This is a genomic window from Simplicispira psychrophila DSM 11588 (genome assembly GCF_000688255.1).
In the GTDB taxonomy this organism is placed as follows: domain Bacteria; phylum Pseudomonadota; class Gammaproteobacteria; order Burkholderiales; family Burkholderiaceae_C; genus Simplicispira; species Simplicispira psychrophila.
Genome location: NZ_JHYS01000005.1, coordinates 1 through 25,784 on the forward strand (window position 1 = coordinate 1; position 25,784 = coordinate 25,784).

27 protein-coding genes are annotated in these 25,784 nt (G+C 61.5%); 10 read left to right on the forward strand and 17 right to left on the reverse strand.

Translation table 11 applies throughout. The features are described 5' to 3' along the window. From tnpA to Q390_RS0106565, 3 genes are all read left to right on the forward strand, one after another. On the forward strand, positions 1-201 hold a 201-nt coding region (tnpA, locus tag Q390_RS0106555; protein ID WP_027995342.1), incomplete at its 5' end, for an IS200/IS605 family transposase. Between the two features lie 546 nt (positions 202-747). Next, on the forward strand, positions 748-1,101 hold the full coding sequence (locus tag Q390_RS17785; RefSeq protein ID WP_027995343.1) for a hypothetical protein: 354 nt from the start codon (positions 748-750) through the stop codon (positions 1,099-1,101). Positions 1,102-1,280: 179 nt separating this feature from the next. Next, entirely contained in the window at positions 1,281-1,631 is a 351-nt protein-coding gene (locus Q390_RS0106565) for a DUF3147 family protein (protein WP_027995344.1), read from the forward strand. Positions 1,632-1,714: 83 nt separating this feature from the next. Here Q390_RS0106565 and Q390_RS0106570 read toward each other — a convergent pair whose 3' ends face one another. The 3 genes from Q390_RS0106570 to serA form a co-directional block, all read right to left on the reverse strand. Then, a complete protein-coding gene (locus Q390_RS0106570; protein ID WP_027995345.1) occupies positions 1,715-2,146 on the reverse strand; it encodes an HIT family protein in 432 nt (143 codons plus the stop codon). After that, positions 2,146-6,063, reverse strand: coding sequence for a DUF3683 domain-containing protein (locus Q390_RS0106575; RefSeq protein WP_027995346.1), 3,918 nt, complete (start codon positions 6,061-6,063; stop codon positions 2,146-2,148). Before Q390_RS0106575 ends, Q390_RS0106570 begins: the two co-directional genes overlap by 1 nt. A 121-nt stretch (positions 6,064-6,184) precedes the next feature. Next, on the reverse strand, positions 6,185-7,414 hold the full coding sequence (gene serA / locus Q390_RS0106580) for a phosphoglycerate dehydrogenase (RefSeq protein ID WP_027995347.1): 1,230 nt from the start codon (positions 7,412-7,414) through the stop codon (positions 6,185-6,187). 215 nt (positions 7,415-7,629) lie between these two features. On the opposite strand from serA, the gene ugpQ reads away from it, so the two are divergent. The 3 genes from ugpQ (at position 7,630) to rpoH (ending at position 11,055) form a co-directional block, all read left to right on the forward strand. Continuing rightward, on the forward strand, positions 7,630-8,400 hold the full coding sequence (ugpQ, locus tag Q390_RS0106585) for a glycerophosphodiester phosphodiesterase (protein ID WP_027995348.1): 771 nt from the start codon (positions 7,630-7,632) through the stop codon (positions 8,398-8,400). 25 nt (positions 8,401-8,425) lie between these two features. Continuing rightward, positions 8,426-9,964, forward strand: coding sequence for a cryptochrome/photolyase family protein (locus Q390_RS17790; RefSeq protein ID WP_084153807.1), 1,539 nt, complete (start codon positions 8,426-8,428; stop codon positions 9,962-9,964). A gap of 155 nt (positions 9,965-10,119) precedes the next feature. Continuing rightward, positions 10,120-11,055, forward strand: coding sequence for an RNA polymerase sigma factor RpoH (gene rpoH, locus Q390_RS0106595; protein ID WP_027995349.1), 936 nt, complete (start codon positions 10,120-10,122; stop codon positions 11,053-11,055). Between the two features lie 36 nt (positions 11,056-11,091). Here the strand turns inward: rpoH and Q390_RS0106600 are convergent, their stop codons facing one another. Genes Q390_RS0106600 through Q390_RS0106620 form a run of 5 tightly spaced genes read right to left on the reverse strand, consistent with a single transcriptional unit; the run spans position 11,092 to position 15,178 of the window. Next, a complete protein-coding gene (locus Q390_RS0106600; RefSeq protein ID WP_211250425.1) occupies positions 11,092-11,703 on the reverse strand; it encodes an SCO family protein in 612 nt (203 codons plus the stop codon). A gap of 17 nt (positions 11,704-11,720) precedes the next feature. Continuing rightward, positions 11,721-12,620, reverse strand: a complete 900-nt coding sequence (gene cyoE / locus Q390_RS0106605; RefSeq protein ID WP_027995351.1) for a heme o synthase — start codon at positions 12,618-12,620, stop codon at positions 11,721-11,723. Then, positions 12,617-13,840, reverse strand: coding sequence for a COX15/CtaA family protein (locus tag Q390_RS0106610; RefSeq protein WP_027995352.1), 1,224 nt, complete (start codon positions 13,838-13,840; stop codon positions 12,617-12,619). Before Q390_RS0106610 ends, cyoE begins: the two co-directional genes overlap by 4 nt. Then, positions 13,840-14,532, reverse strand: coding sequence for a hypothetical protein (locus Q390_RS0106615; RefSeq protein WP_051603091.1), 693 nt, complete (start codon positions 14,530-14,532; stop codon positions 13,840-13,842). The genes Q390_RS0106610 and Q390_RS0106615 overlap by 1 nt, the downstream gene beginning before the upstream one ends. Beyond that, on the reverse strand, positions 14,474-15,178 hold the full coding sequence (locus Q390_RS0106620; protein ID WP_084153820.1) for an SURF1 family protein: 705 nt from the start codon (positions 15,176-15,178) through the stop codon (positions 14,474-14,476). The genes Q390_RS0106615 and Q390_RS0106620 overlap by 59 nt, the downstream gene beginning before the upstream one ends. Positions 15,179-15,262: 84 nt before the next feature. Between Q390_RS0106620 and Q390_RS0106625 the strand changes: the two genes are divergently transcribed. Beyond that, positions 15,263-15,487, forward strand: coding sequence for a twin transmembrane helix small protein (locus Q390_RS0106625; protein ID WP_027995355.1), 225 nt, complete (start codon positions 15,263-15,265; stop codon positions 15,485-15,487). 38 nt (positions 15,488-15,525) lie between these two features. Here the strand turns inward: Q390_RS0106625 and Q390_RS0106630 are convergent, their stop codons facing one another. From Q390_RS0106630 to Q390_RS0106660, 7 genes are all read right to left on the reverse strand, one after another. Then, positions 15,526-16,407 (reverse strand): cytochrome c oxidase subunit 3, encoded by an 882-nt coding sequence (locus Q390_RS0106630; protein WP_027995356.1) that lies wholly within the window; start codon positions 16,405-16,407, stop codon positions 15,526-15,528. Positions 16,408-16,495: 88 nt separating this feature from the next. Next, positions 16,496-16,717: a DUF2970 domain-containing protein gene (locus tag Q390_RS0106635; protein WP_027995357.1), complete on the reverse strand. Its 222-nt coding sequence runs from the start codon at positions 16,715-16,717 to the stop codon at positions 16,496-16,498. After that, the gene (locus tag Q390_RS0106640; protein ID WP_027995358.1) at positions 16,714-17,337 is read right to left on the reverse strand and encodes a cytochrome c oxidase assembly protein; all 624 of its coding nucleotides are present in this window, start codon (positions 17,335-17,337) and stop codon (positions 16,714-16,716) included. The genes Q390_RS0106635 and Q390_RS0106640 overlap by 4 nt, the downstream gene beginning before the upstream one ends. A gap of 10 nt (positions 17,338-17,347) precedes the next feature. After that, positions 17,348-17,458 carry a cytochrome oxidase small assembly protein gene (locus tag Q390_RS20150; protein ID WP_211250426.1) on the reverse strand — a complete coding sequence of 37 codons (111 nt, stop codon included), beginning with the start codon at positions 17,456-17,458 and terminating at the stop codon, positions 17,348-17,350. 8 nt (positions 17,459-17,466) lie between these two features. Continuing rightward, a complete protein-coding gene (ctaD, locus tag Q390_RS0106650; protein WP_027995359.1) occupies positions 17,467-19,101 on the reverse strand; it encodes a cytochrome c oxidase subunit I in 1,635 nt (544 codons plus the stop codon). Positions 19,102-19,130: 29 nt separating this feature from the next. Continuing rightward, positions 19,131-20,309: a cytochrome c oxidase subunit II gene (gene coxB / locus Q390_RS0106655; RefSeq protein WP_037472399.1), complete on the reverse strand. Its 1,179-nt coding sequence runs from the start codon at positions 20,307-20,309 to the stop codon at positions 19,131-19,133. Positions 20,310-20,610: 301 nt separating this feature from the next. Next, complete coding sequence (locus tag Q390_RS0106660; RefSeq protein WP_027995361.1) at positions 20,611-21,522, reverse strand: malonyl-ACP O-methyltransferase BioC; 912 nt, start codon at positions 21,520-21,522, stop codon at positions 20,611-20,613. Between the two features lie 65 nt (positions 21,523-21,587). Here Q390_RS0106660 and Q390_RS0106665 point away from each other — a divergent pair, with 65 nt between their 5' ends. The 3 genes from Q390_RS0106665 to Q390_RS17795 all read left to right on the forward strand — a co-directional run bounded on the left by Q390_RS0106665 (position 21,588) and on the right by Q390_RS17795 (position 23,525). Beyond that, positions 21,588-22,307, forward strand: a complete 720-nt coding sequence (locus Q390_RS0106665) for a ComF family protein (RefSeq protein ID WP_027995362.1) — start codon at positions 21,588-21,590, stop codon at positions 22,305-22,307. 81 nt (positions 22,308-22,388) lie between these two features. Beyond that, complete coding sequence (locus Q390_RS0106670) at positions 22,389-22,886, forward strand: tRNA (cytidine(34)-2'-O)-methyltransferase (protein WP_027995363.1); 498 nt, start codon at positions 22,389-22,391, stop codon at positions 22,884-22,886. 294 nt (positions 22,887-23,180) lie between these two features. Then, positions 23,181-23,525, forward strand: a complete 345-nt coding sequence (locus tag Q390_RS17795; protein ID WP_051603092.1) for a DUF4148 domain-containing protein — start codon at positions 23,181-23,183, stop codon at positions 23,523-23,525. Positions 23,526-23,576: 51 nt separating this feature from the next. On the opposite strand, the gene egtB is transcribed toward Q390_RS17795, so the two are convergent. Together egtB and egtD are read right to left on the reverse strand one after the other, a co-directional pair. Continuing rightward, positions 23,577-24,773 carry an ergothioneine biosynthesis protein EgtB gene (gene egtB, locus Q390_RS0106680; RefSeq protein WP_027995364.1) on the reverse strand — a complete coding sequence of 399 codons (1,197 nt, stop codon included), beginning with the start codon at positions 24,771-24,773 and terminating at the stop codon, positions 23,577-23,579. Further along, the gene (gene egtD, locus Q390_RS0106685) at positions 24,770-25,750 is read right to left on the reverse strand and encodes an L-histidine N(alpha)-methyltransferase (RefSeq protein ID WP_084153808.1); all 981 of its coding nucleotides are present in this window, start codon (positions 25,748-25,750) and stop codon (positions 24,770-24,772) included. The genes egtB and egtD overlap by 4 nt, the downstream gene beginning before the upstream one ends. Positions 25,751-25,784 lie beyond the last annotated feature (34 nt).

Below are 25,784 nucleotides of genomic sequence, written 5' to 3' on the forward strand. Positions count from 1 at the left end.
CCGCCCAAGGTGGCGGTATCGAACCTGGTGAACAGCCTCAAGGGCGTGTCTAGCCGCCTGCTGCGAAAAGAGCGCCCGGACATTGCCAACAGGTATTGGAAGAACATGCTGTGGTCGCCTTCCTACTTTGCCTCGTCCTGTGGTGGTGCTCCCCTTGATGTGATCCGCAGGTATATCGAGCAGCAGCAAACGCCCCACTGAATACCTATGTCCGCTTGCGCGGGCAGCGCTATCCTTGCCCGCCCAAATCAGGCGTCTCTGCCTCTAGGCTGCTGCGCAGCCGACTGACTTGGACGGGGCTTGCCGCGCATTTGGTCAGCCTAGATCCCACCAGCATCCTGTCGCCAAGAGGCAAAGAGTTCCTCAGAAAGGTTGCGGGGCCGGTGGGCGACGAGATTGCCGCCGACTACGAGCACGTATTGCGCGCCACCGGGGTCATTGGGCCGAATCAGGCCACGAGCGATGTCGTGCCGTTCGTCACCGCACGCACAGACCCGATCGCCTTACCGCCTGGATCGCCGCAAGCAACGACTGGATCCCGCGTGGACGAAACTAAATTGCTCAACCTCAATGCCTATCTGGACAGCTTGCAGGCGCCCAAGGCACCCGCTGACATTGATCATGCAGCGGCGGCCAGGGGCCAGGGGCCAGGACATCTTCCGCACCTTGGCCAGCGCTCGCGGCGCTGGATGCACCGGATGCCACCAAGTCGATCCGAACAAGTTCGTACCAACGAACGTGGTACCGATGAAAACGATGTATCCCGGTTATGCACCTCAGGTGATTTTGGAAAGAGCAGCGCCGCTGGACCCGATTCAAGACTCGGGCGGACCCAGCCCTTTCTTTGACGACCGCATGATTGTCCTGGACGCGAGCCGACGCGGCGACGTTCGTGGCGTGGCATTGCCTTTGCTACTTGATCTGTCCCGCAGGACAGCGCTCTTGCATGACGATGAAGTAAAAGGCACCGACTTCAAAGATGCGGCCAACAAGCTCCTCGATCCGGCGCGAGGCGCGAACAGCGCACATCCGTTTTTTGTCCCGGATGCTGCCATGCGCGCCGACGTGATCGAGTTTCTGCGCAGCTTGCAGACGAAATAACCGTCTTACATCGCAGCGGCCAAAGCGGGCGACCTGAACAGGTTGCCCGCACGGCGTTGCAGACAACTCTCCGATACTCTACAGATACGTGTGATCTCTACCTCTACACACGTTTCTGCAATTGGATCAACCCATTGCATGACTGGGGGAACAAACTTGTATCAAAGCGAGGTGAAATCGTGAGTTGGTTAATCACAAAATATTTTCTCACTGCCGCAGTGGTTGTACTTGTCTCTGAGGCGGCCAAGCGCAGTGACAAACTGGGCGGCTTGATGGCAGCGCTTCCTTTGGTGACGGTGCTCACCCTGATCTGGCTTTACGTAGAAAAACAGCCGCCCGAGAAAATCGCCAACCATGCTTGGTACACCTTCTGGTACGTCGTCCCCACCTTGCCGATGTTCTTGGCTTTTCCGTTTTTTCTCGTGCGCCTCGGATTCTGGCCGACCCTGCTGGCCTGCGTTGTCATCACCGTCGTTTGCTTTGGGCTGTTTGCGCTGGCAGTCCGGCGCTTTGGCATTGAGTTGCTGTAACGGAACGGCACGGCACACGCACGAGGCGCAGTCCCTCAGGGCAGGGACGCGCTGTGCCAAGGGCGGTTTTCAGTGGGCGGCGCCTAGCGCCCCAAGTTTTGGCGCAACTGCGCTTCCACCGCAGGCAGACGCTCGCGCACTGCTGCCTCTCGCTCCATCGCCCGCGCGCGCTGCGCTGCCGCCCACACCGGCGCCGGGAAGTGGCTGTCCCAGTCAAAGCGCGCCATCACGTGCCAGTGCAGGTGCGCCACCATGTTGCCCAGCGTGGCCAGGTTGATCTTGATCGGCTGCAGGTGCTGGCGCAAAGCCTGTTCGACTTGCACCACCACCTCCATGCAGTGCGCACGGTCAGCAGCGTCCAGGTCAGAAAACTCCGCCACATGGTCATGCCACACCACGCGGTAGAAGGCCGGAAAGCCCGCCTCCTCCGCGCGAATCACCCGCAACTTGTCGCCGCGCCAGACCAGCTGGCCGCCGTCTTGCTGGCACAACGGGCAGTCGTGCGCGGCTGCCATCACACCAACACCCGCTCAATACCGCCGTTGTTGGCGCGTTGCACAAACTCGGGCAGCCAGTTCTCGCCCAGGATCTGTTTGGCCATTTCGATGACGATGTAGTCGGCTTCCAGCAGGCCGATTTGCGTGTCGTCCTCGTAGCGCTTCAGGCCTTGCAGGCAGCTTGGGCAGCTGGTCAAAATTTTGACGTTGCCCTGCGCCGGCACGGTGCCGTTGGCGCGCAGTTGGGCTTCGCCTTTTTTGATTTCCTGTTCCTTGCGGAAACGCACCTGGGTCGAAATGTCCGGGCGCGTCACGCCCAGCGTGCCGGACTCGCCGCAGCAGCGCTCGCTTTTGATAACGTTGTTGCCGACCAGCGCCTTGACGGTTTGCATCGCGTCGCCCTGCTTCATCGGGTTGTGGCACGGCTCGTGGTACAGGTAGCCGCCTTGACCGGCCGGCAGGGTGATGCCTTTTTCTAGCAAAAACTCGTGGATGTCGATGATGCGGCTGCCGGGGAAAATTTTGTCAAATTCGTAGCCGGCCAGCTGGTCGTAACAGGTGCCGCAGCTGACCACCACCGTCTTGATGTCGAGGTAGTTCAGCGTGGTGGCGACGCGGTGGAACAGCACCCGGTTGTCGGTGATCATCTTGTCGGCTTTGTCGAACTGGCCCGAGCCGCGCTGTGGGTAGCCGCAGCACAAATAGCCCGGCGGCAGCACGGTTTGCACGCCGGCGTGCCACAGCATGGCTTGCGTGGCCAGGCCGACCTGGCTGAACAATCGCTCCGAGCCACAGCCGGGGAAGTAAAACACCGCCTCGGTGTCCGCCGTCGTCGATTGCGGGTTGCGGATGATCGGCACGTAGTCTTTGTCCTCGATGTCCAGCAGCGCGCGTGCGGTGCGCGTGGGCAGGCCACCGGGCAGCTTTTTGTTGACGAAGTGGATCACCTGCTCTTTGATCGGCGCCGTGCCGACGGTGGCCGGTGGCCGCGTGGTCTGCTTGCGGCTGATTTTGCGCAGCACATCCACCGCCAAGCGCTGGGCCTTGAAGCCGACGCCGACCATGCCGGCGCGCAGCAGTTTGATTTTTTCGGGGCTGGTGGTGTTGAGCATCGCCATCGCCAGCGCGTTGCCGGGTCGCCAGCTTTTTTTGCCCATTTTGCGCAACAGGTTGCGCATGTTCATGGTGACGTCGCCAAAGTCGATATCGACCGGGCACGGCTTTTCGCACTTGTGGCAGACGGTGCAGTGGTCGGCTACGTCCTCAAACTCCTGCCAGTGGCGGATGCTGATGCCACGGCGCGTCTGCTCTTCGTACAGAAAGGCTTCGACCAGCAGCGAGGTCGCCAAGATCTTGTTGCGCGGCGAATACAGCAGGTTGGCGCGCGGTACATGGGTGGCGCAGACCGGCTTGCACTTGCCGCAGCGCAGGCAATCCTTGACCGAGGCGGCAATGGCGCCGATGTCGCTTTGCTGCATGATCAGCGACTCGTGTCCCATCAGGCCAAAGCTGGGCGTGTAGGCATTGGTCAAATCGGCATACATCAGCGATTTTTGGGTCAAATCGGCCTCTAGCCCTTTACCCACCTGCGCTGGCAGCTCTTGATTGCGTAGCAGCTTGCCTTTGTTGAAGCGCCCTTCCGGATCGACGCGCTGCTTGTATTCAGCAAACGGGCGCAGTTCTTCGTCGGTCAAAAACTCCAGCTTGGTGATGCCAATACCGTGCTCGCCCGAAATCACGCCGCCCAGGCTGCGCGCCAGCACCATGATGCGGGCGACGGCGCCGTGCGCGGTTTGCAACATGGCGTAGTCGTCGCTGTTGACCGGCAGGTTGGTGTGCACGTTGCCGTCGCCGGCGTGCATGTGCAGCGCCACCCAAACCCGGCCCTTGAGCACGCGCTGGTGGATGGCGGTGGCTTCTTCTAGGATCGGCGCAAAGGCAGCGCCGGAAAAAATCGCCTGCAACGGCGTGCGCAGCTGGGTTTTCCAACTGGCGCGCAGGCTGTGGTCTTGCAGTTGCGGGAACAACATCTCCACGTCTTGCAGCCAGCCAGCCCATAGCGTGCGCACCTCGGCCACCAAGTCGATGGCGCGCGCCACGCGGTCGCCCAGCACTTCGGCCGACGGCACTGGGTTGGCGGCGTCGATTTGTTTGCCCAGCGGCAGCTGGTCGCTCTGCAAAAACTCGGCCAGCGCGTCGCACAGCGCGATCTTGTTGCGCAGGCTCAGTTCGATGTTGATGCGCTCAATGCCGTCGGTGTATTCGGCCATGCGCGGCAGCGGAATCACCACGTCTTCGTTGATCTTGAAGGCGTTGGTGTGGCGGCTGATGGCCGCGGTGCGCTTGCGGTCGAGCCAGAATTTTTTGCGCGCTTCGGGGCTGGTGGCGATAAAGCCTTCGCCGCTGCGGCCATTGGCCAGGCGCACCACTTCGCTGGTGACACGGGCCACGGCGTCGGCATCGTCACCGGCAATGTCGCCAAACAGCACCATCTTCGGCAGCCCGCCGTGCTTTTTGCTTTTGGTGGCGTACCCGACAGCTTTCAGGTAACGGTCGTCCAAATGCTCCAGCCCGGCCAGCACCACGCCCGAGCGCTTTTGCTCGGCAAACATGAAGTCTTTGATATCGACAATGCTCGGCACGGCGTCCTTGGCGTTGCCAAAGAACTCCAAACAAATGGTGCGGGTGTGCGCTGGCATCCGGTGCACCACCCAGCGGCAGCTGGTGATCAATCCGTCGCAGCCTTCTTTCTGGATACCCGGCAGGCCGGCCAAAAACTTGTCGGTGACGTCCTTGCCCAGGCCTTCTTTACGGAACGTGCTGCCGGGAATATCCAGCCGCTCGGTGCGTACAAAGGTTTTGCCATCGGCCTCGAAATACTGCAGCTCAAAGCTGGCCATTTCGACATCGTGGATCTTGCCGAGGTTGTGGTTCAGCCGCGTCACTTCCAGCCACTGCGCCTCGGGCGTCACCATGCGCCAGCTGGCCAGGTTGTCCAGCGCCGTGCCCCACAGCACGGCTTTTTTGCCACCGGCGTTCATGGCGACGTTGCCGCCAACGCACGAAGCCTCGGCGCTGGTTGGATCGACGGCAAACACGTAACCGGCGCGCTCGGCGGCGTCGGCGACGCGCTGCGTCACCACGCCGGCTTCGGTCCAGACGGTGGCGACTTCGCCCTCCACGCCCGGCAGGCTGCACATTTCCACCTCGGTCATGGCTTCGAGCTTTTCGGTGTTGATGACGGCGCTCTTCCAAGTCAATGGAATGGCGCCGCCGGTGTAGCCGGTGCCGCCGCCACGTGGAATGATGGTCAGGCCCAGCTCAATGCAGCCTTTGACCAACGCGGCCATTTCAGCCTCGGTGTCCGGGGTCAACACGACAAACGGGTATTCAACGCGCCAGTCGGTGGCGTCAGTGACGTGGCTGACGCGCGACAGGCCGTCAAACTTGATGTTGTCTTTGGCGGTACAGCGCCCCAGGGTGCGCGCAATGTCGCGGCGCAGGCTGGTGGCCAGGACGAAGGTGGCATCGAACTCGGCCACGGCGCGGTGCGCGGCCTGCACCAGCTCGCCCACCCGGCGGTCGCGCTCGGCGTCCACGGCGGGGGTGCGGCGTTTTTCCACCTCGGCCAGACGGTGCAGCAGCGCCTCGACCAGTTGTTTGCGCCGGTTCGGGTTGTCCAGCAAGTCATCTTGCAGGTACGGATTGCGCTGCACCACCCAAATATCGCCCAGCACCTCGTATAGCATCCGCGCCGAACGGCCGGTGCGGCGCTCGCTGCGCAAGCGATTGAGCACGTCCCACGAGGGCATGCCCAGTAAGCGGATGACGATCTCGCGGTCCGAGAACGAGGTGTAGTTGTAGGGGATTTCGCGCAAACGGGCGGGCTCGGCAGCCTGCGCCTGCAGGGCGGCCAATGCAATCGGAACATTCATGGGGTGAGACCTGGTGTGGGCGCCGCGCGCCCAGGAGCCGTGGGGCCGCGATTTTATGACAGCGTTACCGCCCAGACCGTCCCTCTGTCAGATGCCCCGGCGGCGCCCCTGCGGTTCAGACTCAGAACAAGACGCGGCTGCGGATGGTGCCGTTGACCTGCGCCAGCTTTTCCAGCGCCAGATCGGACGAGGCAGCGTCCATGTCGATCACCACATAGCCCACCGCCTCGTTGGTCTGCAGGTACTGCCCAGCGATGTTGACGTGGTTGTCCGCCAGAATACGGTTGATTTCTGACAGCACACCGGGCACGTTGCGGTGGATGTGCAGCAAGCGGTGCTTGCCAGGGTGGGCCGGCAGCGCCACTTCCGGAAAGTTGACCGACGAAATCGAGGTGCCGTTGTCGCTGTACTTGACCAGCTTTTCTGCCACTTCGGAGCCGATGTTGGCCTGCGCTTCAATGGTTGAGCCGCCGATGTGCGGCGTCAGGATGACGTTGTCCAGACCGCGCAGCGGCGAGATGAACTCGTCCTTGTTGCTGCGCGGCTCGACCGGGAACACATCGACGGCGGCGCCGAGCAGTTTTTTCTCGCGCAGCGCCTGGGCCAGCGGCTCAATCTCGACCACCGTGCCGCGTGCGGCGTTGATCAAAATGCCCCCGGGTTTCATGGCAGCGATTTCAGCGGCGCCAATCATCCACTGCGTCGAGGGCAATTCAGGCACATGCAGGCTGACGATGTCGCTTTGGCCCAGCAGCTCGTGCAGCGAGGCCACTTGGCGCGCATTGCCCAGCGGCAGCTTGCTGACCACGTCGTAAAACGCCACCTGCATGCCCAGACCTTCGGCCAGCACCGACAACTGGGTGCCGATGGAGCCATAGCCGACGATGCCCAGCGTTTTGCCGCGAATCTCGTAGGCGTTGTCGGCCGACTTGAGCCAGCCGCCGCGGTGCGCTACGGCATTTTTTTCGGGGATGCCGCGCAGCAGCAAGATCGCCTCGGCCAGCACCAGCTCGGCCACCGAGCGGGTGTTGGAGTACGGCGCGTTGAACACGGCGATGCCGCGCTCGCGGGCGGCGTTCAAATCGACCTGGTTGGTGCCAATGCAAAAGCAGCCCACGGCCACCAGCTTGGGCGCGCAGGCAAACACCTCGGCGGTGAGCTGGGTACGCGAGCGGATACCGACAAAGTGCACATCGGCCATTTTTTGCTTCAGCTCGTCTTCCGGCAAGGCGCCCGCCACCGACTCGATCTGCGTGTAGCCGGCCCGGCGCAGCACCTCCAGCGCGGAAGGGTGTACGCCCTCCAGCAACAAAAATTTGATCTTGCTTTTGTCCAGGGAAGTAGTGGGCATAAAAATCCAGTATTAAAAAATGCGGGCTTACACAATGTGTGTGTAACCAGTGTCACCGCAAGCATGGTGCAACGCACAAAACCTTGCAGACCATGGTGCAATAACCTGCCCCGTCAAAGTAAGCTGGACTGCAGCGCTTCGACACCCAGAGCAGCGCGTACCGCTGACGCCCCTTTATCTGCGACATCTCCGACCTCCTGCCGAAAGTCCAGTCCATGAAAACCACCGATCCCTGGCCCTACCCACGCTGGATTGCACACCGCGGCGCTGGCCAACTGGCGCCCGAGAACACGCTGGCCGCCTTCCGCCGGGGCGCGGCGCACGGCTATCGCATGTTCGAGTGTGACGTGAAATTGAGCGCCGATGGCGTGCCCTTTCTGCTGCATGACAGCACGCTGACACGCACCACCCATGCGGCAGCACAGCTGTCGGCTGACGCCAGCCGGGTCGCTGGCGAGCACCACTGGGCGACGCTGGCGCAGCTGGACGCTGGCAGCTGGCATTCGCGTGAATACGCGGGCGAACCGTTGCCCACACTCGACAACGTGGCCGCCTGGTGTCTGGCCAACCATTGCGTTCTGAACCTGGAGCTCAAGCCCACGCCGGGTACCGAGCGCGAAACCGGCGAGGGGGTGGCCCGCCGCGCTGCGCAGTTGTGGCAAGGCAGCGCAGTGCCGCCGCTGTTGACCTCGTTCCAGACTGAAGCACTGGCGGGCGCGCGCACCGGGGCTCCGGCCCTGCCGCGCGGCCTGTTGCTGGAGTCGTTGAGCACCGACTGGCTGGACACGGCGCGGATGCTCGGCTGCGTGGCGGTGGTCTGCAACCACGCGCTATGGGACGCCTCCACCGTGGCACAAGCCAAAAGCGCAGGCCTGCGCTGCCTGAGCTACACCGTCAACGATGCCTGGGCCGCGCAGCGCCTGTGGGACTTGGGTACGGACGGCATCATTACTGACCGGGTGGATCTGTTCAGTCCGGCGGATTGAGCTGTCGAAAATTGGTGACCTGTCTATGACCTCTGCCCTTGTCTGGTTCCGCCGCGATCTGCGCTGCCACGACCACGCCGCCCTGCACCACGCACTGCGCACTGCCGATCAGGTGCACTGCGCCTTTGTTTTTGACACCGATATCCTCGATGCTTTGCCCAGCCGCTGTGACCGGCGCGTGGACTTTATCCACGCCAGCCTGCAAGAACTGGATAGTGCACTGAACCATCTGTCGCGTGCTGCTGACGGTACGGGCAGCGGGATGCTGGTGCGCCATGGCCGCGCCATCGACCATATCGTGCAGCTAGCTCTATCGCTGGGCGTGAGCCAGGTCTGCGCCAACCGCGACTACGAGCCGGACGCCATCGCCCGCGACCGCGCCGTGGCCGAGCAACTGGCGGCGCACGGCATTGGCTGGATTGACTTCAAGGACCAGGTGGTGCTGGAGCAAAACGAGGTACTGACCCAGGCTGGCACGGCGTTCAGCGTGTTCACGCCCTACCGCAGCGCCTGGCTCAAGCGGCTGGATGCGTTTCAGTTGCAGCCCTACCCGATTGCCAAGTACGCCGCGCGTTTGGCGCTCAAGCCCGCTCGCGAAGCCTTGATCCCGCTGGCAGCGTTGGGTTTTACGCCGAGCAATCTGGCCGACCTGCCGATGCCTACCGGGATGCAAGGCGGGCGCCAATTGCTGGCTGACTTTGCCCAGCGCATCGACGGCTACCGTGAAGCGCGCGACTTCCCGGCGCGCAAGGGCGTGTCTTATCTGTCGGTCCACCTGCGCTTTGGCACCGTGTCGGTGCGCGAATTGGCGGCTTTGGCAGAGCAACATAAAAATGCAGGCCATGGCGGCGAAGGCGCAGCCACTTGGCTGTCGGAGCTGGTGTGGCGCGACTTCTACCAGATGATTCTGTGGCACCACCCGCATGTCGTCACCCAGGCGTTCAAACCGGCCTACGACCATATCGCCTGGGACGACGCACCCGAACTGTGGGCCGCCTGGTGCCAGGCGCACACCGGCTACCCGCTGGTCGATGCCGCCCTGCGCCAGCTGCACCAGACCGGCTACATGCACAACCGCCTGCGCATGGTGGTGGCGTCGTTTTTGACCAAAGACTTGGGTATCGACTGGCGCCGGGGCGAGCGCCATTTTGCCCAGCACCTGAACGACTACGACTTGGCCGCCAACAACGGCGGCTGGCAGTGGGCCGCATCCACCGGCTGCGATGCCCAGCCGTGGTTTCGCATCTTCAACCCGACCACGCAGTCGCAGAAATTTGACCCGCAAGGGCGCTTCATCCGCCGTTATGTGCCTGAATTGGCCGGCCTGCCGGACAAATACCTCCACGCGCCGACCAGCGCCAGCGCGGCGGTGCTGGCCCAGGCCGGTGTGCGCATTGGTGTGGACTACCCGGCGCCCGTGGTCGATCACGCCCAGGCGCGCCAGCGCACGTTGATGCGCTTTGGCTTTGCCGCTGCCGAAGCCAAGGCACAGGCACAGACAGGACAAATTCCGGCCAGTTCGCCTACAGCAAAAAAATCAAATAACTCACTTTTTAATAGCTGATGGCGCTTATCCCATAAGCGATACAGGTCAAAATGGCATAAAAATTAATGCCATGCAGGCGGGATTTTTCCTGACACGTCCACGGGAACTACCGCCTTAGCAGTCTCTCCAACAGAGTGCTAATATGATGAATGCTTAGAGAAAAGGAGTCCTGAATGACCATTCAAACTGGATCCGCGACAACCGCTCTGGCCGCACCCAATCCTTGGATGTTGGTGCCGCCGCTGGGTAATTTGGACGCTTACATTTCGGCCGTGAATCGACTGCCGCTGCTGACGCTGGAAGAAGAGCAAAGCGCTGCGCGCGATCTGCGCGCCAACAACGACTTGGATGCTGCGGGCCGGCTGGTGATGTCGCACCTGCGCTTGGTGGTGTCGATCTCACGCCAATACCTGGGGTATGGTTTGCCGCACGGTGACCTGATCCAGGAGGGCAATGTCGGACTGATGAAAGCCGTCAAGCGCTTTGACCCCGACCAGGGCGTGCGCTTGGTCAGCTATGCCATGCATTGGATCAAGGCCGAGATCCACGAATACATCCTGAAGAACTGGCGCATGGTCAAGGTGGCCACCACCAAGGCACAGCGCAAGCTGTTTTTCAACCTGCGCTCGATGAAGCAACGCTTCCAGGCCAGTGCCGCCAACAACGACACGCACCGCAACACCCTGTCCGAGCAGGAAATCGACCTGATGGCGGACCAGCTCAACGTCAAGCGCGAAGAGGTGATGGAGATGGAAACGCGCATGTCCGGTGGCGATGTGCTGCTGGACCCCGCACCATCCGATGACGGCGAGCAGGCCTTTGGGCCCATCGCTTATCTGGCCGATGCGACGCATGAGCCCACTGCCATGCTCGAATCACGCCAGCGCGATGTGTTGTCCTCCGATGGCATTGCCACGGCTTTGTCGGACTTGGACGAGCGCAGCCGGCGCATCGTGCAAGAGCGCTGGCTCAACGTCAACGACGATGGCTCGGGCGGCATGACGCTGCACGAACTGGCCGCTGTGTACGGCGTCAGCGCTGAGCGCATTCGGCAAATCGAGTCGGCAGCCATGAAAAAAATGAAAAAAACGCTGATCGAATACGCCTGACCCGCCGAGCGCGTGGACTGGGCGGTGCGCAAAGGCTCAGCGCCCCTCGTGCAGTAGCGCGCGCACGTCCTGGGTCAGCGCCTCAGCACCGCTACCGTAGCGGTTGTAGACGCGCAAACGCCCTTGCGGGTCGTAGATATAGCTGCCCGCCGAATGGTCCATGGTGTAACTGGTGGCTGTGGTGCCATCGACCTTTTTGTAATAAATTTTGTAGTTTTTGGCCAATGCCGGCAGCTGCTCGGGTGTAGGGCGCAGCGCCAAAAAACTCGAATCAAAATTGCCCATGTAGGCCTTGAGCATGTCCAGTGTGTCGCGCTCAGGGTCTACGGTGATAAAAATGCCTTGAAGACGTTCGCCGTCTGCACCCAGCGCCTGCTTGACTTGGGCCAGTTCCTGCATCGAGGTCGGGCAGACATCGGGACATTGGGTAAAACCAAAAAACACCACCACCACCTTGCCCGGGAAGTCCTGGATGCTGCGCACCTGGCCGTTATGGTCGGTCAGAGAAAAGTCGCGCGCGTAATCGGCGCCGGTGATATCCACCCCCCGAAATTCAGTCTTGTTTTGGGAGCAAGCACTTAAAACAGCTGCAGCGCTTATGGACATTGCGCTAATAGCTATTAATTTAAGAGCGTTTCGTTTCAGCATGGAGCCTCGGTAAAAAATCAGAAAACATAATGATCCACCAGCAGTGCGGCAAACAGCGTACTCAGGTGGATCAGGGAAAAGCGGAAGGTCTTGCGGGCCAGCGCATCGGAATAATGGCGCCACAACGCAAAGCCGTAGCCACAAAACCCTACTCCCAACACCATGGCGGCGGCCAGATAGATCCACGAACTCATGCCGTAGACAAAGGGCATCAGGCAGCCGGCAAACAGGATCAGGGTATACAAGAACACTTGCAGCCGGGTGAACTGGTTGCCATGCGTCACCGGCAGCATGGGCAAACCGGCCTTGCGGTAGTCCTCGACACGGTACAGCGCCAAAGCCCAGAAGTGCGGCGGCGTCCACAAAAAAATGATCAGGCACAGGATCAGCGCCTCGGGGCCGACATCACCGCGCAGCGCGGCCCAGCCCAGTACGGGCGGCATGGCACCGGCCGCCCCGCCAATCACGATATTTTGCGGTGTCAGCGGCTTGAGCACCAAGGTATAGACCACGGCATAACCGACAAAGGTCGCCAGTGTCAGCCACATGGTGAACGGGTTGATCCACACATACAACACCACCGAACCCGCCACACACAACGCCACCGAAAACGCTAGCGCTTGCCGGTCCGATAACTGACCCTGGGCCGTGGGGCGCCAAGAGGTGCGCCGCATCTTGGCATCGATGGTTTTCTCGACCAGGCAATTAAACACGGCAGCGGCGCCCGCCACCCACCAGATGCCGACGCAAGCGACGGCCATTTTGAGCACCTCGGCGCCACTGGGCAGCCCAGGCACGGCCAGCACCATGCCGATAAAGGCGCAAAACACGATCAGCTGCAGCACCCGCGGCTTGGTCAGCACGTAGTATTGCGACAGACGGGAGGGCGCAGAAGAGAAAAAAGTGGCAGCAGTCATACAGAAATTCTCCCAGCGCCGACAGGCGCAGTAGTTGCAGACAGCGAACGCTGAACCAGCGCCGCACTGCGGCTCGCACCCAACGCCCAGGTGAGCACCAGCACCAGCGCCGCCGCTCCCCCCGTGTGCAGCACCGCCGCCAGCAGCGGCCAGTCCAGCACTACGTTGCTCAGGCCGCTGACCAGTTGCAGCAGTGCCAGAGTCGCCAGCCAGCGGGCTTGTGCACCCAAGGTGCGTGCCCCGACCAAGGATGGCAGAGCCAGCGCCGCACGGTGCATACGCCATGCCAATAGCCCCAGCCACAGCAGGACCACATACGCAAACAACCGGTGCACATAGTGGATGGCAGTGAGGGCCGAAAAATCCAGCAGACTGCCGTCTGCGCGCATTCCCAGTGCGCGCCACACTTCAAAGCCCTGGGCAAAATCCATGGCGGGCCACCAGCTGCCTTGGCATAACGGAAAGGTATTGCACGCCAGTACGGCGTAATTGGTACTGACCCAGCCGCCCAACAGCACTTGCACACCCACCGCCAGCGCAGCCAGAAAGAGCAGCCAGCGCAGTCCGCGCCCCAGCACCACCGGCTGCTGATCCTGCACCGCCTGGGAGTGGCGCACGGCTTGCACCGCCAACAAAACCAGCAGCACCAGCCCACCGACTAAATGCAGGGTGACGATGGCCGGGAATAGTTTCATGGTCACGGTCAAGGCACCAAACGCGCCTTGCAGACACACCCACGCCAGGGTGAAGGTGGCCCAACCAGGATGCAGCGGCAACGCCCCAGCCGCATCTTTGCGCACGCGTCCCCGTTCGCGCCACGCCATCACGGCCAGCACCGTGATCAACGCCCCCACCCCCGTCGCTAGGTAACGGTGCACCATTTCCACCCAGGCTTTGCGGTGGGTGACCGGGCCAGTAGGCATGGCAGTTTGGGCAGCGGCAATCGGGGCGTGAGCACCCAGCGGACTGGCGTTGCCGTAGCAGCCGGGCCAGTCGGGGCAGCCCAGCCCGGAATCGGTCAGGCGCGTGAAGGCGCCAAACAGCACCAGATCAAAGGTCAGAAACAGCGTGAGCACGGTGAGTGCCTGCCAGCGGCGCTGGCGTGCGCTGCCAACGTGGCGCCGCCATACCCACAGCAACGGCCCTAATGCCACCAGCGCCCCCAGCAGCAGCATCTGCAGCAGCGGCGTCAGATCGTAGAGGGGCTGCGGCATGGCCATTACAGCGGCGGCTCCCGCCCCGCCGTGTCCCAGCTGGCCGAGGCGCGCAGCAGGCGATCCAGATCACGCTTGGCTTTGGCGGCTGCAGCGGCATCCATGCCGGCCGGAAAACGCATCATCCAGTGGCCCATCGGATCGACGACATACAAATGCTCCTCCAAAGCGTGCCCCGGCGCCGGCGCCAGCCACTGCGCCAGGGCTGCAGCGTCCACGCGCAGCACGGTACTCTGCTGCAGGCCGGGCAGGAGGGCGTCGGGCAGGGGCGCGTCATCGGTGATTAACCAGACCCAGTCCACCCGGTCTTTTTCGCGGCCCAGGCTTTCACGCATCTGGCGCTGCCAGTACAGATTGTTTTGACAGCTGGCAGCACAATGTCCCGGCGCCACGCTGACCAGCAGCCATTGGCCTTTGAGCGTATCGAGCGTGCTTTGGTGCCCATCCAGCGCCGTCGCCGTCAAAGTCGGCAAACTGCGCTGCGACTCGATGAGTTCGCCAAAATTACGCCGCCCTTCTGGACGCACGACGTAATAGGTGAAGTAGGACGCCAGCACCGGGGCTGCGCACACCAGCAGCACGCCGAGCATTTTCCAGCGGGCAAAACGGCTGGTACGGGGCGCCAAAGAAGCCTCCGCCTCAGGCAGCGGTGCGGGGACGTGTGGGCAGGAAGCGTGGGACAAGTTGGAACCAGACATAGAGAAGTGCTACCAAGGTACAAAGCCCAAACCACTGGAAGGCGTAGCCATAGTGCTTTTCAACGCCGGTCTGGATCGCTGGCCAATCGCGCTGTAGGCCTTCGCTGCCTGCATCGGTCTGCAGCACGGCGACATCGGCGGGCAGCAAACCGGTTTCAATACGAAAAGCGGTCATATCCAGATTCTGTCGGATAGGCGAAGCCTGCTGCATAGGGGTATCTCCCCCCAGCGCATACAGCCGGGAAGGCGGCAAGGCCAACCGACCGGCTATTTGCACCGGCCCGGTGGGCGTGTCGATGGCGGGCAGAGCGGTGCGGTCCTGAAAATTGCGCGGCGCCCAGCCGCGTTGCACCAGGACCACCCCAGCGCCCTGGGACAGTTGCAGCGGCGTGACGACAAAAAACCCCACATGGCCCTGCATCTGGCGATTGTCCAGAAAAACGGTGTACTGGGGCAACCATTGCCCGCGCAGCAACACCCGCCGATGCAACAAGGCGGGAATATCTGCAGCCGCCCCAGATGGCACACCAAAGCTGGCGCCGTCCAGCACGGGCAGGCGTGAGCGCGCTTCAATGGCCGCGTGCAGCGCTTCCTTTTGCGCGGCACGATCAAGCTGCCAGCGCCCCAGCGCAGCCGTCGCCGCCATCGTGGCCACCGCAGCCACGGTGAGCAACCAGAAACGCACATCCAGATGCAGTGTTTTGCCGGGTGTCACGGGATAATCAGCGCCATGAAAATATTCGTGCTGCTTGCTTTTGTAGCCATTTTGGCCAGCCTGGGAGTGGCGTTGTTTTTCATGGTGCGCAAAAACCGCACCGAGCAAGACCGGGGCGCACGCATGGCGCAAGCGCTGGCTTGGCGGGTGGGTCTGTCGATACTGCTGTTTGTCTGCCTCCTGGCCGCCTGGAAGCTGGGCTACATCCAGCCCACCGGCCTGCCCATGGGGCCACGCTAGAGGGCTGGTGAACACGGCAAACCGACGGCAAGGGCGCCCTACATCCAGTAAACCACAACATACAAACCGAGCCAGACCACATCCACAAAGTGCCAGTACCAGGTGGCACCTTCAAAACCAAAGTGTTTGTCCGCCGTGAAATGGCCCTTTTGCAGACGCAGCGTGATGAACAACAACATCAACATGCCGACGAAGACGTGAAAGCCATGGAAGCCGGTCAGCATGAAGAAAGTGGAGCCATAAATGCCCGAGGTCATCTTCAGGTTCAACTCGGTATAGAGGTGGTAGTACTCGTAGCCTTGTACGGTCAAAAATGAGATACCCAGCAATACCGTCACCCACATGAAGGCAACGGCTTTACGGCGATGGCTTGCGCGCAGTGCATAGTGCGCCATCGTCAAAGTGACGCCTGAGGTGAGCAGCAGCGCCGTGTTGATGGTCGGCAGCCAAAATGGCCCGACGGTCTGGAACGGCTCAACGATGCCTGCGGGCGAAGCCGTAGCACCAGCCGCCAGACTGGGCCAGATCGCCTTGAAACCAGGCCACAGCAGCGAATTATCCAGACTGCCCAGGGCTGGCACTGAATGGGCACGCGCCCACCACAGCGCCGTAAAGAAGGCGCCAAAAAACATCACTTCCGAGAAGATGAACCAACTCATGCTCCAGCGGTAAGAGAGGTCAATCTTGTGGCCATAAAACCCACCTTCACTTTCCTGGATCGCCTCTTTGAACCACTGAAAGAGCACCAACAGCCACCACAGCAGGCCAAAGAAGAAGCAATATTTGCCCCACTCGTAGCTATTGATCCATTGGCTGGCGCCCAGCATGACAAAAAATAGTCCTGCAGCCGCCATGATGGGGTGGCGTGATTCAGAAGGGACAAAGTAGTACGGGGTTGCGCCCTGGCCAGATGTACGCATTTCAGCTCCTCGGTATGGGGTGTCCTGAATGGGAGATGCAGGACACCCGGTCTTTGATCCCATGGGAGGCTTTACAGCATCCCACCTTTCACACAATCCAATGCACCAACGCGATCAACGACAGCACGAGCGTAAAAATCGCTAGCAGTCCGATGGCAATCAGGTGCAGTGGATTGATTTTTTGCAGATCCTGCTGGTATTGGCTGTCTTTACGCACCCCGATCATCGACCAAGCCACGGCCCGCAGGGTGCGCAGCCACGAACCCGTGCGGCGCGTCTCTGGCGGACTCTGGGGACGCTGCTCTTTCATGATCCAGCGCCTGTCGGCACCTGCTGCGGCGCCCATGCCGCCGTCGAGGGGGGCGCTGGGGGTGTTTTTCCACCGACTTCAAAAAACGTATAGGACAGGGTGATGGTGGCAACATCTTTGGACAGGCGCGGATCAATGACGAAGGCCACTGGCCACTCTTTTTTTTCCCCCGGCTCCAGCGTGTACTGGTTAAAGCAAAAACATTCCAGCTTGTTGAAATGCGCGGCCGCTCGGGCCGGGGCGTAGCTGGGCACCGCCTGGGCAGCCATGCGGCGGTTCTGGACGTTCTGAAACTCGTACATCACCGTAGCCAATTCACCGGGATGCACTTTCAGCGAGCGGATCGCCGGCTTGAATTTCCAGGGGCCGCGTGCGTTGGCGTCAAACTCGACGGTGATGGTGCGGCTGCGATCGATCTGGGTATTGGCTGGCAGGCGCACATCCCGTCCCGCCGAGCCATTGCCGGGCACTTGGCGCTCCGACAGCGCCAGGATATTGATGCCCGTCATCTCGCAGATACGCTTATAAATCGGAATCAAGGCATAGCCAAAGGCAAACATGCCCAGCGTGATGACGATCAGTTTGAGCACCATCCGGGCATTTTCGCGGTGCCTGCGCATGGCCTGGCCCTCAGTGCGCCAACAGCAGCATCTTCACCACGATCCCGGCGAAGAACACGGCGGCCACGCTCGCCAGCACCAGGGCGGTGCGTAGATTGTCTTTTTTCTGCTGTGGGGTCATGGGGCACCTCAACCGATCACTCGGGTCGCGGTTTCATCGAGCCGAGGCGGCTCGACAAACGTGTGGAATGGCGCCGGCGAAGGCACTTGCCATTCCAGTCCTTCAGCGCCCTCCCACGGGTTTTGCGGCGCTGGTGCCCCTTTGCCGCGCATACAAGGCAGCACCACCGCCAGGAAAAAATACACCTGCGCAAAGCCAAAGAAAAATGCCCCGACGCTGGCCAACGCATTGAAATCAGCAAACTGCATCGGGTAGTCGGCATAGCGGCGCGGCATACCGGCCAGGCCCAGGAAGTGCATCGGAAAGAAGATGACGTTGAACGAAATCAGCGACCACCAGAAGTGGATCTGGCCGCGCCGCTCGACATACATGCGCCCCGTCCACTTGGGCAGCCAAAAATACACCCCCGAGAACATGGCAAACAAGGAGCCGGCCACCAGGACGTAATGGAAATGGGCAACGACGTAATAGGTGTCCTGCAACTGCACGTCGATCGGCGCCAGGGCCAAGATCAGTCCAGTGAAGCCGCCGATGGTGAAGACAAAAATGAAGCCGATGGCAAATAGCATCGGCGTTTCAAAGGTCAACGAGCCACGCCACATGGTGGCCACCCAGTTGAAAATCTTTACCGCCGTGGGCACCGAAATCAGCATGGTGGCATACATGAAAAACAGCTGACCCGTCACCGGCATACCGGTGGTGAACATGTGGTGCGCCCACACGATGAACGACAAAATCGCAATCGAGGAAGTGGCATACACCATCGAGGCATAGCCAAACAGCTTCTTACGCGAGAAAGCCGGCACCACCTGGCTGATGATGCCGAACGCCGGCAAGATCATGATGTACACCTCGGGGTGGCCGAAAAACCAGAAAATGTGCTGGTACATCACCGGGTCGCCGCCGCCGCCCGGGTTGAAAAAGCTGGTGCCGAAATGGCGATCGGTCAGCGTCATGGTGATGGCGCCCGCCAGCACTGGCATCACCGCAATCAGCAGATAGGCCGTGATCAGCCAAGTCCAGCAGAACATGGGCATCTTCATCAGCGTCATGCCCGGCGCACGCATATTCAAAATAGTGACGATGATGTTGATCGCCCCCATGATCGACGAAGCCCCCAGCAGGTGGATCGCAAAAATGGTCGAATCCATCGAAGGCCCCATCTGCAGCGTCAGCGGGGCATACAGCGTCCAGCCCGCCGCGGGTGCACCGCCAGGCATGAAGAAAGACCCCATCATCAAAATCGCCGCTGGCACCATCAACCAGAAACTGAAGTTGTTCATGCGCGCAAATGCCATATCCGAGGCGCCGATCTGCAGCGGCACCATCCAGTTCGCAAAGCCGACAAACGCCGGCATGATGGCGCCAAACACCATGATCAGGCCATGCATGGTGGTGAGCTGGTTGAACATCTCGGGATTGACCAGTTGCAAACCGGGCTTGAACAGTTCAGCGCGGATCAGCAGCGCCAGCACGCCACCGACCATCAGCATGGTGAAGGCAAACAACAGGTACAGCGTGCCAATGTCCTTATGGTTGGTAGCAAACAGCCAGCGGCGCCAGCCGGTGGGCGTATGGTGGTGACCATCCGCATGGCCTGCCGGATGGCCGACATACCCAGGGTTGTCGAGAACTGCGCTCATGGTGGATTTCCCCTGCTTTTCGATGCTGTTTACTTGGTGCGCTGCGCCAGCACTTCGGCCGGCTGCACCAACTGCCCCGTCTGGTTCGACCAAGCATTTTTGGTATAGCTGACCACAGCCGCCAGATCGGTATCGCTGAGCTGTTTCCAGGATGGCATGGCACCGTTGACAGCGCCATGCAACACCACCTGCAATTGCCGGGTGTGGTCGGCATCCTTGACGATGGCCGAACCATCGAGTGGCTTGATCGGCCCGGCGCCCTTGCCATTGGCTTGGTGGCAGGCGGCGCAGTTGCCGGCATAGACCTTTTCACCGCGGGCCAGCAAGGCGGGTAGCACCCAAACCTTGGCTGGGTCATCCAGCAAGGCCGCGGCCTTCTGGGTTTGGACCTGCACCCACTGGGTGTACTCCGGCGCCGACAGCACCTTCACATGGATCGGCATGTAGGCATGCTCTTTGCCGCACAGCTCGGCGCATTGACCGTAGTAGTCGCCCACCTTGTCAGCACGGAACCAGGTGTCGCGCACAAAGCCCGGAATGGCATCCTGCTTGATGCCAAAGGCCGGCACCATGAATGAATGGATCACGTCGTTGGCGGTGGTGATGATGCGCACTTTCTTGCCTACCGGCACTACCAGCGGGTAATCGACTTTCAGCAGGTAATCATCGGGCGCCTGGGACACGTCGCCGCTATTGGACATCTGGCGATGGCTGCTGTCGAGGGTGGAAATGAAGGACAGACCTTCACCTTCCCCCTGCAGATAGTCGTAGCCCCATTTCCACTGGTAGCCCGTGGTCTTGATGGTCAGGTCGGCGTTGGTGGTGTCCTTTTGCGCCACCAGCACCTTGGTGGCAGGCAGTGCCATGAGGATCACGATGACAAATGGGATCACCGTCCAGATCAACTCGACGGTGACCGATTCATGGAAATTAGCGGCCTTGGCGCCGCGCGATTTGCGATGGTGCCAAATGGAATAAAACATCACGCCAAACACGCCGATAAAAATCACCGTGCAGACGATCAGCATCATCCAATGCAAAAAATGCTGTTCCTCGGCAATTCGGGTGACGGGCGGTGCCAGGTTCAACTGATTTACCGCCGGGCCACCGGGGAGATCGTTGACCGCATAGGCAGCGGTACCGGCCCAGGCGCTAACCCAGCACAGCACTCCAGCCAGTCGATTAGCAATGCGTTTCGTAGTACCCATTGACATCCAAGCCTCCCGTAAGTCGTAGCCTGCCACTCCTGCCGTGGCAGCACAGGGAACCTGCAAGAGCGCATTCGCGCTCTCAAAGGCCTCACCACCTGTGCCATGTTTGCTCAGACAAAACAATACGTCAGGCCCGCGACCGCACACCCCCCTATAAACCAGCAGTTCAAATGTAAAAATTCATAACTGATCAGCGAAAAGGCAAGGCATTTGGAGAGATACGAACGTGTCTATGCCAGCCCCATCAGAGCCATGGGGCTGATCAAAGAGAACGGGGCACAGGGTTTTTCAGAACCGATCAGGACGGCGATTTTTTACGCCCCGCCCCGAGCAACATGGCGCGCATGTCCTGCAACGACACGGCGCTGTGCTCACCCACCGGCACCCGGGGCGCGGGCTTGAAGGCGTGGCCATAGACAATTTCAAAAGTCAGCGACAGGCGCCCCGCTTGCGCCGGGTCAGCCAGACGCTCGGTCAAGGCTTGCAACAAGCGCTCATGCCAGCCGCGCCCGCGCAATCCAGCAAAGCGCTGCGGGTGCAAATTGACACCCAGTCCGCGCAGCTCTTGCAGCAGGCGCGGGGCATCGGTAAAGGTCAGGGTGATGCGCTCCATGTCCATTACCGGCTCGGCAAAGCCGGCCTGCACCAGCATATCGCCCCAGTCGTGCATATCCGTGAAAGCATGGCCGGGGGGCGGCCACCCCAGATCGGCATAGACCGCGTGCAACTCACGCAAAGAGTCCGGACCCAGGCACGAGAACATCAGGTAGCCATCCACCCCCAGAGCGCGATGCCACTGTGCAAACAAGGCCTGCGGGTCGGCCGCCATGTGCAGGGCCATATTGGCCCACAGCATTTGCACCGCGCCCTCAGCCGGGCTATCAAAACGGGTTGCTCCTCCTGTCCAGCGTGCAGCACGCCACCACGGGCTGGCCAACGCCTGGGCCGCGTGCGTCTGGCGCTGCGGCGCGGTTTCGGTGACCAAACACTGGGCGTCGGGATAGCGCTGGCGCACCAGGGCGTGGGCTTGCAGGCCACCGCGCACCGCATCCCAGTGGCACCACGCGGTGGGGGCTGCGCGAATCCACTGCAAACGCGCTTCCATGCGCTGCGCCACCTCGTCGTGCAGCCAGGGCGCAACTGCAGGGGCACCCGCGTGCCATCGGGCGGCAGCAACAGGATCAATCGTGGGAGGGCGCTCGGAGGACATGGATAAAACAGGTCAAAAAAGAAGGCAACAAAAGGACACGCAAGCCTCTTATATTGGACACCAACATGTTGAACACGTTCGCTTCAAGGGTATCGGCCGGTTGGCGCAGCTGGGCCGGGCATATTCCCAGCCAGTGCGCGGTGTGCCATGCGTGGCCCGCGCAGCGCATCTGCAACGCCTGCAGTGCACGGTTTGCTCCGCCACAGCCACGCTGCAGGACCTGCGCCTTGCCTCTGCCCGGCTCTGTGCAGCAATGTGGCGCCTGCCTGCGCCAGCCACCGCCACTGGACTGCTGCATGGCTGCCGTCGATTACGGCTATCCGTGGGCACACGCCATAGCGCAGTTCAAATTTCAGGGCGACCCCGGCTGGGCCAGCGCTCTGGCCGCACTGCTGCACCGCACACCGCAGGCAACCCAGGCACTGGCTGCGGCCGATTGGGTACTGCCGATCCCCTTGTCACGCCAACGCCTGCAGGAGCGGGGCTTCAACCAGGCACTGCTGCTGGCACGCCAATTGGCGCCGGACAAAAGCAGCGCAGCCCTGCTGTTGCGCCTGCAGCACACCCGAGCCCAAAGCCGGCTGACGCGCACGCAGCGCTTGCACAATCTGGACGACGCCTTTGCCGTGGAGCCTTTACAGTTGGCACACCTGCAAGGCAAAAAAATCGTACTGGTCGATGATGTGATGACCACGGGCGCTACGCTACACACGGCGGCGCTGGCGCTGCGCCAGGCCGGAGCGCAACACATCACCGCCATGGTGGTGGCCCGTACGGCCCACTGATGCCGCAATGATCAAACCTTGGATACTTTTTCTTACTTTGAGTCGCTTAGGACGGCACTGCCCGCTCTGACAATAAGCGCCATGTTCAATATCGTTCTGGTCGAGCCTGAAATCCCCCCCAACACCGGCAATGTAATCCGCCTGGCCGCTAACACCGGGTGCACCCTGCACCTGATAGAGCCGCTGGGGTTTTCCATGGAAGACCGGCTCATGCGCCGGGCTGGCCTGGATTACCACGAATACGCACGCGTGTTGCGCCACCCCGGCTGGACAGCTTTTTTGCGCACCATGCAGCCTGACCCAGCACGTATGTTTGCCCTCACTACTCATGCCAGCGGCCTGCTGCATGACGCCACCTTCCTGCCGGGCGACTGGTTTGTTTTTGGTGCCGAAACCCGGGGCCTGCCGCCCGTGCTGCGCGACACCTTCCCGCCCGCACAGCGTCTGCGCCTGCCGATGGTGGCCAGCCAGCGCAGCCTGAACCTGTCCAATGCGGTGGCGGTGACCGTGTTTGAAGGCTGGCGCCAAAACAATTTCGGCGCTGCCCCAGCACTAGCTCCCGCTATCACACCCGCTTAAGGCTTTTTTACGGCCCTAACAAAGCCGCGAAACCGTCCTGCACACTGGACTGTCAATGCGCAGTGCGCTGTGCGCCGCCTCAGCCGAATTGCGTTATTCAATTTGTCGAATGCCTCACTTCCATGAAGTGTTTGTTGCCAGATACGCTGTATTCATCAGGGTAAGCGCTTGATAAAGTGGCGCCATCGATGAATGGGACTCTTCCCAGGAGACTTCACCGACGGAGCGATTGAACGCGCTACGACCCTCCGGTTTGATCGCAAGACTGTGGAATGAAACGTCTGGAGCATCGCCATGAAAACTTCCTCTGTACTCCTCGCCAGCGCCCTCTGTCTGGGCACAGTAGCGGCCCATGCCACGCCCGACAATGGCTTTGGAGAAACTTACCCCAACTTCCAGCCACACACGCAAAGCACGCTAACGCGGTCAGCCGTGGAAGCCGATGTGATGGCGGCACGCAAGGCTGGCACCATGCGCTTCGAAGGCGACGGATACGACCAGCCCGCACCCATGACCATGAGACACAGCAACTTGACGCGCCAGGCGGTGGAGACGGATCGGACGAATGCACGCGCAGCGGGTTACCTGGAACCTGAGGGAAACAGGAATGAAGCATCCACTCCTACCGCCCCACGCTGATACACGCGGGCGCAGAACGGGTTCCCATGCTCTGAAAATGTATCCACGCTCTCAGCCACTGCGCGCCAGCCGAATGCCAGAGAACTGCCAGCAGGCTGACGCCGGGAAAAAATTGCGGTAACTGGCCCGTCCATGGCCAGCGGGCGTGGCGCTTGAGCCGCCGCGCAGCACATATTGGTTGACCATGAATTTGCCGTTGTATTCGCCAATGGCGCCCGGCCCGGCCTGAAAACCTGGGTAAGGGCTATAGCTGGACGACGTCCACTGCCACACATCACCTTCCAATTGCGACAGTTGCACCAGCTTTGGCGCCTGCGCTGCCGCATGTTCCCACTCGGCCTCGGTGGGTAGGCGCGCACCGCTCCAACGCGCATAAGCGTCGGCCTCGTACAGCGATACATGCACCAGCGGGGCGTGCGCATCCAGGGTGCAGCGCCCGCCCAGCGTAAATTCCTGCCAGGCCCCGTCCTCGCCGCACTGCCAATACAACGGGTGCTCACGGCCTTGGGCATTGCGCCAGTCCCAGCCCTCAGACAGCCACAGCGCCGGGTCGGCATAGCCCCCGGCATCGATGAAAGCAGCGTATTCGCCATTCGTCACCAGCCGCGTAGCCAGGGCATAGGGTTCCAGATACACACGGTGGCGCGGCAGTTCGTTGTCGTAGCAAAACCCCTGACCGACGTGGCCAATCTCCACCACGCCAGCGCTCCAGGACTGCCAGGCCAGCGGCGCCGGCGTTGGCCTCAGAGGCGGCACACTGTCCGCACCGGCATAGGCCGGCGCCAGCGGGTTGCACCACAGCAGGTGCTTGATGTCGGTGAGCAACAGTTCCTGGTGCTGCTGCTCGTGCTGCAGCCCCAAGACCACCACCTCGGCTACGGCCGCCGCTTGGCCACTGGCCAGCACGCGGGCCATGCGCTGATCCACGTCGGCCCGGTAGTCCAGCACACGCGCCAACGCCGGGCGTGTCAGCAAACCACGCTGCGGGCGCGGATGGCGCGCTCCGACAGCGTGGTAATAGGAGTTGAAAAGCGCACGAAAGTCCGCATCAAACGGCCGAAAGTCGGGCTCACAAGCCGCCAGCACAAAGGTTTCAAAAAACCATGCCGTATGTCCCAGATGCCATTTGGTCGGACTGGCGTCGGGCATGGACTGCACGCAGCAGTCTTCGGCCGACAGCGGCGCTGCCAGCGCCAGCGTACGCTCGCGCACCGCGCGGTACTCGTGCGGACTCGGTAGCGCCCTCATGGCCGTGCCAGCACCACGGCAAACCAGTTCTGCGCATCGGTCCAGGCCTGCACTTGGGCAAAACCGGCCCCCTCCAGCAGAGCAGTGAAGCCATGCAGGTCATATTTGTAACTATTTTCTGTGTGAATGGACTCACCTGCCCCAAAGACGCGCCCCCCGCCCGGCCAGCGCACATGCACTTCAGTGCGTGCCTGCAGATGCATTTCAATACGCTTTTCATCGACATTGAAAAACGCCTTGTGCGCCCAGTCGTCTTCGTCAAAGTCGCTGCCGATCAGGCGATTGACATGGCGCAGGATGTTGCGGTTGAACGCTGCCGTCACACCGGCGGCGTCGTCATAGGCCGCTTCCAGCACCCGCTTGGGCTTGAGCAGATCGACTCCTAGCAGCAGCGCGCCATCGCTGCCCACCAGTGCCCGCATCCGCTGTAACAACTGCAGCGCCTGAGGGGGGTCATAGTTGCCAATCGAAGAACCCGGATAAAACACCACCCGCCGCTCCCGTGGGACATCGGCCGGCAACACCAAGTCGAGCGTCAGATCCGCCACCACAGCGCGCACCTGGACCGCCGGGCAGGCCACCTGCAACTGGCGCACGCCCGTGCGCAGGCAGTCGGCTGAAATATCGAGCGCCACAAAAAACTGCGGCGCCAACCAAGCACACAACTGGCGTGCCTTGTCGCAATTGCCAGCTCCCCACTCGATTACGGTGGCGCCCGGCGCAATCTGCTGCGCCAGGACATCGGCATGGCTGGCCAGGATGTGCTGCTCAGTGCGCGTGGGGTAGTACTCCGGCAGGCGGGTGATCTCTTCAAACAGCGCCGAGCCACGCGCATCATAAAAATATTTGGAGGCGATCGACGCTGGCCGCACCTGCAGCGCGGTTACCAGCTCGACGCGCTGGGCTGGGGTGGCGGTGGGGCTACCCAGCCAAGTTCGCGCCGGAATGGACGCAGAAACACTGTGCACGAATGACATGGCAGATTCCTTTCGATTCCACCGGTGCCCGCAT